This is a genomic window from Kribbella sp. NPDC051620, assembly GCF_044453825.1.
Classification (GTDB): Bacteria; Actinomycetota; Actinomycetes; order Propionibacteriales; family Kribbellaceae; genus Kribbella.
Genome location: NZ_JBITDB010000003.1, coordinates 595,241 through 602,288, shown reverse-complemented (window position 1 = coordinate 602,288; position 7,048 = coordinate 595,241). Strand labels below are relative to the sequence as shown.

At 67.4% G+C, this 7,048-nt stretch carries 4 protein-coding genes; 2 read left to right on the top strand and 2 right to left on the bottom strand.

All coding sequences use genetic code 11. From position 1 onward, the window contains the following. Positions 1-647 precede the first annotated feature (647 nt). Positions 648-2,549: a DUF222 domain-containing protein gene (locus tag ACIA12_RS15825; RefSeq protein WP_396367689.1), complete on the top strand. Its 1,902-nt coding sequence runs from the start codon at positions 648-650 to the stop codon at positions 2,547-2,549. 601 nt (positions 2,550-3,150) lie between these two features. Here the strand turns inward: ACIA12_RS15825 and ACIA12_RS15820 are convergent. After that, positions 3,151-3,297 carry a hypothetical protein gene (locus ACIA12_RS15820; RefSeq protein WP_396367688.1) on the bottom strand — a complete coding sequence of 49 codons (147 nt, stop codon included), beginning with the start codon at positions 3,295-3,297 and terminating at the stop codon, positions 3,151-3,153. 622 nt (positions 3,298-3,919) lie between these two features. Here ACIA12_RS15820 and ACIA12_RS15815 point away from each other — a divergent pair. Next, positions 3,920-5,518, top strand: coding sequence for an ABC-F family ATP-binding cassette domain-containing protein (locus ACIA12_RS15815; RefSeq protein WP_396367687.1), 1,599 nt, complete (start codon positions 3,920-3,922; stop codon positions 5,516-5,518). A gap of 78 nt (positions 5,519-5,596) precedes the next feature. On the opposite strand, the gene ACIA12_RS15810 is transcribed toward ACIA12_RS15815, so the two are convergent. Next, a complete protein-coding gene (locus ACIA12_RS15810; RefSeq protein WP_396367686.1) occupies positions 5,597-6,979 on the bottom strand; it encodes a glycosyl hydrolase family 18 protein in 1,383 nt (460 codons plus the stop codon). Between the last annotated feature and the right edge of the window lie 69 nt (positions 6,980-7,048).

Below are 7,048 nucleotides of genomic sequence, written 5' to 3'. Positions count from 1 at the left end.
GTGCAACAGAGGGTCCCCGGTCGGCTTGTGGTTGCTTTGGGTGCCGGGCTGATAGCTGACTGGGTGCTGTGGGCAAAGGCCAAGTGCAACGGCGAAGTGCATCAAGCAAGAGCGACAGACAAGAGCGAGACAAGAGCGACAGACAAGAGCGACAGACAAGAGCGACAGACAAGAGCGACAGACATTCCCGGCCGGCGCGGTGGTTGAGGCGGTGCCGGGGCGACAGGTGGCGGTGGGCTAGCTGTTTGCGAGGTCGTCGGCATTGGCTACGGCAATTTGCTGCCTGGTTGGCGATGCGAGCAAGGGTCACTGAACCTGCCGCCGGTGCTGAGGGTTGAGGCTGTGTCTGGGTGCGCGATGCGGCGTTGGGGGGACTGGACGCAAGGTTCGTCAATAGTTGCCCCTGCACCAGTTGTCTGGCTGGAGATGCCTGGAAGGCTGCCGCAGCTTCGCCATCGCGGGCCCCGCGCGTTCCGGTCTCCGTTCGTTCGCCGAGGCCGGCATTCGGCCGCGCGTGGCCTGGAACGTCGGTGCGCTGCCCAATCAACCTACAGGTGTTCGGTCGATGTGAAGTGGTGAGGAATTCACCTTGTGGATAAGGGCTTTCCGGCCCGAAACTGTCGGCGGCGTCGTCTAGCCTTGTGGGTATGGATGATCGGGCGGTGGAGACGATGAGCGGCGACGAGCTGCTGTCTGACTCCGACGCCATTGAGGAAGCGATCGAGAAACTGCTCGCCCGCCGCCACCAGGTCCTCCACCGCATGGACGAGATGAAGTACGCCCAGGAGATCGGTGCACACGACACCGCCCGGCTGATCGAGAAGCGTTACCGCCTCGACCCGGCCGAGGCCCGCCGCAGAGTCCGGTTGGCCGTCGCGCTCCCGAAGTACCCGGCCGTCGCCGGCGCGCTCCCCGCCCCCGGAAATGTCATCGCCGACGACGCGGTGGTGCTGTTTTCGGCGCAGGCCGACGCGATCGTGTCCGCGTTGGAGAAACTCCCGAAACGCGCCAACGTCCCCGTGGAAGAACTGGACGCGGCGACCGGTCAGATGGTTGAGGCGGCTCGGCATATGAGCCCTGGTGATCTGCGCAGGATGGGTGAGCAGGTCCGCAACATCCTCGACACCGACGGTCCCGAGCCGCGCGAGGACGCTGCCCGTGCCCGCGAAGAGGTCTGGCTGGCCAAGGCCGAGGGTGGTGTGAAGTTCGGCGGCTATCTGGCCGGTGAGAACGCCGAAAAACTCCAGACCGTTCTCCAGGCCGGCGCGAAACCCCACAAGACCCCCGACGGCGACCACGACCCCCGGCCGCGCGGCAAACGCCAGGCCGACGCCCTGGTCGACGCCCTCGACATCGCGCTGGCTTCTGGTGACCTGCCCACCCGCGGCGGCATCAGGCCGCACATCGCGGTCACGATCGACCTGAACGACCTTCTTGAGGCGGGGAGACACGCGACCGGTGACCTGACCTACGGCGACGGCCTGTCCGCTGCCGCGATCCGCCGGTTGGCGTGTGACGCCGGAATCATCCCGATCGTGCTCGGCTCCGACAGCCAGCCGCTGGATGTCGGGCGGGAGTTCCGGTACGTCACCAACGGCTTGCGTAACGCGTTGAACCAGCGCGACAAGGGCTGCGTGATCTGCCATGCCCCGCCGATCTATTGCGATGCGCATCATCTGACCAGCTGGGCCGATGGTGGTGTCACCAGCCTCGCCAACCTGGTGTTGCTCTGCCGCGTCGACCACAACTCGCTGCACGACGGCCACTGGACCATCACCATCATCGACAACCAGGTCCACGTCACCCGCCCATCCTGGGCCGACCCGCCTGCGCGAAGTACCGGGCGAAGACTCGACCAGCCCAGTACCACCTCCGCGACCGCACCCGCGGCGGGAGCCACTGAGACCTGGTCACCGTCCACCACCACGGACACACCACCCGCGACCACGACGGCCACAGGCCCCTGGCCTCCAACAGCCACAGGCCCCTGGCCTCCAACAGCCACCACGACCACATCACCTGCGACCACGGCGGACATTGATCCCTGGCCTTCGACAGCAGCTACAACCCCACCGCCCACGCCCGCGGCGGGCGCTGAACCTTGGTCTTCAACAGCCACCACGGACGCGCGACCTGCGGCGGTGGCCACTGAGGCTTGGCCGTCGTCCACCAGCACGGACGGACGGCTCGTGCCGATGGAGGCTGAGTCCTCGCTCTCACCGACTGATGCGGAGGTCGATGGCAGTACCGATGCCAAGCCGGCCACGACATCCGTGCGGGCTGCTGCTTGTGGGCTGGCTTCGGGTTCGGCTCAGGTACCGGGACCGAACTGGACCTACGGCGGTGATGCTGGCTGGATCACCGCCGAGGAAACGGCAGCGCTCGATCCCTGGGGCGAAAATGCCGGCAGCGAAGGAACTCCGCCCTCCACACCGGGACCGACAACCATCCGCACGCGGGGCGGGTTCACCGACGCCCCGTGGACCACCCCCGAAGAAGCAGCCGCCCTCGACCCATGGGGTGACCGGCCTGGGGGTGCCGTGGCCTGACGATGGGCCACGCAAACTCGCGGGTGAGGATCGCGTCGTTGGACCCTGTGCATGCCGGCTGAGGTCAGCGCCTGGGCCTTCGATCGGGTGCAGTTGTCCGCCCCCGGAGTGGCGGTGGTGGTAGAGCGCCGTCGCGAGATGCCCGTCGGAGCGGTGTTCTCGGTAGGCCGTTGAGGCGCATGGAGGTTGGTGGGTGCATGCCGTGGGTCGGGGATGGCGGCGGCCGACCTTGATCGGACTCGAGGAGGCGTCCGCCCTTGATCCATGGGCAGGATCGAGACGATCGTCGCCAGCACCAGCACCAGCACCAGCACCAGCACCAGCACCAGCACCAGCACCAGCGCCAGCGCCACTACCAGCGCCAGCACCAGCACCTGTGTCAGCGCCAGCTCCACCACCAGTGTCAGCGCCAGCGCCAGCCCCAGCCCCAGCCCCAGCCCCAGCCCCAGCCCCAGCCCCAGCCCCAGTGTCAGCGTCAGCGTCAGCTCCACCACCAGTGTCAGCGCCAGCTCCAGCGCCAGCCCCAGCCCCAGCCCCAGTGTCAGCGTCAGCCCCAGCCCCAGTGTCAGCGTCAGCGTCAGCTCCAGCTCCAGATCCAGTGTCAGCGCCAGCGCCAGCCCCAGCCCCAGCTCCAGCTCAGCGTCAGCTCCAGTTCCAGTGTCAGCTCCAGCGCCAGTGTCAGCGCCAGCTCCACACGCAGCGGCGGCGCCAGCGCCAGCTCCAGCGTCAGTGTCGGCGGGGGCGGCAATTGCGCGGGCGTGGGAACTGGACGGCTCGAGGCGCGGGCCGGGCTGGTCAGGTACCGGCTTCGACCGGGGCTGGGTCCGCTAGGTGGGCAACGGCGGATTCTTCACGCTGGTCATGCAACGAGCCCTGCCAAACCGACCCGACAGCCGTGCCGGCATGGAACGGTTTGCTGATGTCGCGTGGACCGGCGCGCACAAGCTGGTCGGGGCGTTGGAGGTCTTCAGCGAGATACAGGTGAACGATCGGCGGTGTCTCGACGCCGGTGCGCGCCCGAAGGAGCGGACGCTTTGGATCCGTGGAGTGACAGGTCTGGGGTGCGGGACATCGGACCCAATACAGGCCGCCTGATGTCGGGGCTGGTGCAGGCAGGCTGGTGTCGGGGGCAGTGCGCGTTGTCTGAGTTGGCCTGGGGTTGTGGGCTTTGCGGGTTGGTGGGGACCGCTGTCACGGCGGCGGCGGGGAAGGTGCGCCAGGGGTGTGAGTCAGCCGGTGGAAGGAAAATCGGCTGACGTTTGGAGGGGGAGGAATTACTCTGACGGCATGGCTACTTGCCTCTGTGTCTAGTTGTGGACTCGCTTTCGCGCCAGAAGTGTGTCCAGTAGGTATTACAGAGAGTAGTCATCATGATCACCGTTCGCGGTGTGGATATTCGGGTCGGGGCACAGTTGCTGCTGGCCGATCTTTCCTTTCACGTCAGTCGTGGGGACCGGATCGGTCTGGTCGGGCGTAACGGTGCTGGTAAGACGACGCTGATGAAGGCGCTCGCCGGTGAGGATCGGCCGGCGGCCGGGACCATCGCGTGCACTGGGTCTGTTGGGTATTTGCCGCAGGACCCGCGGGCGGCTGACCCTGACATCAGCGTGACCGCGCGCATTCTGTCCGCGCGCGGACTCGACGAAGCAGTGCAGCGACTGCGGAAGGCTGAAGCGGTCATGAGCACCGCGACGGGCGAGGCTCAGGAGCGCGCAATGGCCGCGTACGCACGCGCCGAGACGCAGTTCCAGGCGGCTGGAGGTTACGCGGCCGAGGCGGAAGCGGCCAGGCTTGCCGCGGGGGTTGGGTTGCCGACGCGGGCGCTTGAGCAGCCGGTCGGGGAGTTGTCGGGCGGGCAGCGGCGCAGGGTCGAGTTGGCGCGGATTCTGTTCGCCGAGCACGACACGTTGTTGCTCGATGAGCCGACCAACCACCTGGACGCAGACTCGGTCGGCTGGCTGCGGTCGTTCCTGCTCGGGTACGCCGGTGGGCTCGTCGTGATCAGCCACGACCGCGACCTGCTCGCCGCGACCGTCAACCGCGTCTTCCACCTCGACCCGAACCGGACGACGATCGACATCCACAACACCGGCTGGAAGAAGTACCTGACCCAGCTGGAGCTCGACGAGCGTCGTCGTACCCGCGAACGCCACACCGCCGAGCGCAAAGCCGCTGTCCTCAACGCCCAAGCCGACAAGATGCGCGCCGGCGCCTCGACCGCGATGGCCGCCAAGAACATGGCCAGGCGGGCCGAGAAGCTGCTCACCGACCTCGAGCCGGTACGCCGAACAGCCCGAGTAGCCAAGATCCGCCTACCCGATCCGGCACCCTCCGGCCGCACCCCACTCACGGCCAACGGGCTGACCAAGTCGTACGGCGCTCTGCAGGTGCTCAACGGCGTCGACCTGGCCGTCGACCGCGGCAGCCGACTGGTCATCCTCGGCCTCAACGGCGCCGGCAAGACGACCCTGCTCCGGATCCTGGCCGGCCGCGAACAACCCGACAGCGGCCAGGTCGTGCACGGTCATGGGCTGCGACTCGGCTACTTCGCCCAAGAGCACGACACGCTCGACCTGGCCAGTACCGTCCGGCAGAACCTCTCGACAGTCGCGCCCGGCCTGACCGACGGCGAGGTTCGCAACGTCCTCGGCTCCTTCCTCTTCACCGGAGACGACGCGGACAAGCCTGCCGGCGTACTGTCCGGCGGCGAGAAGACCCGACTGGCCCTGGCCGGCCTGGTCCACTCGGGTGCCAACGTCCTGCTCCTCGACGAGCCGACCAACAACCTCGACCCAGCGTCGCGCAAGGAGGTACTAGGTGCTGTCGGCAACTACCCCGGCGCGATCATCATGGTCACCCACGACGAGGGCGCCATCGAGGCCCTCCGGCCGGATCGCGTACTGATCCTGCCGGATGCCACCGAGGACCTCTGGACCGACGACTACCTGGATCTGGTCTCCCTCGCCTGACCCACGACAAGCGACTTTGAGCACCCGGCAGTCACCACATCGCGAGAAGCGTGACCGCTGGGTGCTCAAAGTCGGGGTTCAGCGGCCCTGGAGTGACTTCACGTTGTCGCCGAAGGTCCAGTTCTTCGAGCCGTCCCAGTTGATCGACCAGGTCATCAGGCCCTTGAGTTGGCCGTTGAAGCTGTTCCATGACTGGGAGACGAGCGACGGCGACATGTACCCGCCACCGGCGCCGTTCTGCGCGGGCAGGCCGGGTACCTGCTTGTCGTACGGGACGCGGATCGTGACGCCCTGGATGACGAGGCCGGTGTTGAGGCAGGTCGTCTGGGCGACGAAGCCCTGCACGGTTCCCGCGGAGTACGAGTCGCCCGAGCAGCCGTACATGCTGCCGTTGTAGTACTGCATGTTCAGCCACCACAGCCGGCCGTTGTCGGCGTACTTCTTGATGATCGGCAGGTACGAACCCCAGATCGACCCGTACGTGACGCTGCCCCCGGTGACGTACGCCGTCTCGGGCGCCATCGTCAGCCCGAAGTTCGACGGCATCTGCGCCAGTACCCCGTCGATGATCCGGATCAGGTTGGCCTGCGAGGTGGACAGCTGGCTGATGTTGCCGCTGCCGGTCAGGCCGGTCTCGATGTCGATGTCGATGCCGTCGAAGTTGTACTTCTTCAGCAGCGGCACCACCGTCGCCACGAACTTGTCGGCGACGGCGGACGAGCTCAGGTCGATCCCGGCGGCCGCGCCACCGATCGACATCAGGATCGTCTGCCCGGCGGCCTTCGCCGCGCACATCTCAGCAGGGGTGGCGACCTTCACGCCCGCGTCCATGCCGTCTTCCCACTTCACCGTGCCGTCGGACAGGATCACCGGGAACGCCGCGTTGATCACGTTGTACCCGTGTTGCGCGATCCGCGAGTCGGTGATCGGCGTCCAGCCGAACGGCGGGTGCACGCCGTTGGACGAGCCGTCCCAGTTCTCCCAGTACCCGTGCAGCACCTTCCCGGCCGGCCGCGACTTCACCGGACAGGTCGTCGACCCGGGCGGCGGCGTAGTGGGTGGCGTCGTCGGCGGAGTGGTCGGAGGTGTTGTAGGAGGCGTTGTGGGTGGGGTCGTAGGAGGTGTGGTCGGGGGAGTGGTGGGCGGAGTTGTGGGTGGGGTGGTCGGCGGGGCGCCGTCGCATGCGCCGAGGTCGAGCCAGAGGGAGGCGGCCGCGACCGGGTTCCAGCCAGAGCCCGGCGGCGCGGTGTGCGCCTGCCGGGCCTGGTACGTCCTGCTCTGGTACGTCACCTTCGAACCGACGGCGTAGGCAACCCCTTCGGCCCACGCGGGCGCAGTACAAGCTGCCTGTACGGCCGCCTGCGCCGACTGACCGGCCTGGACCGCCACCACCCCGGCCCCTGCGAGGAGCAACCCCGTTGTGATGGCACCCGCGAGCAAACTGCCGAGCCGTCGGTTCATGGCCACTCCGATCTAATACGCAAGGACCTTTCTTTTATTCACGGTAGGGGTTGGGCCGATCGCCTGCCA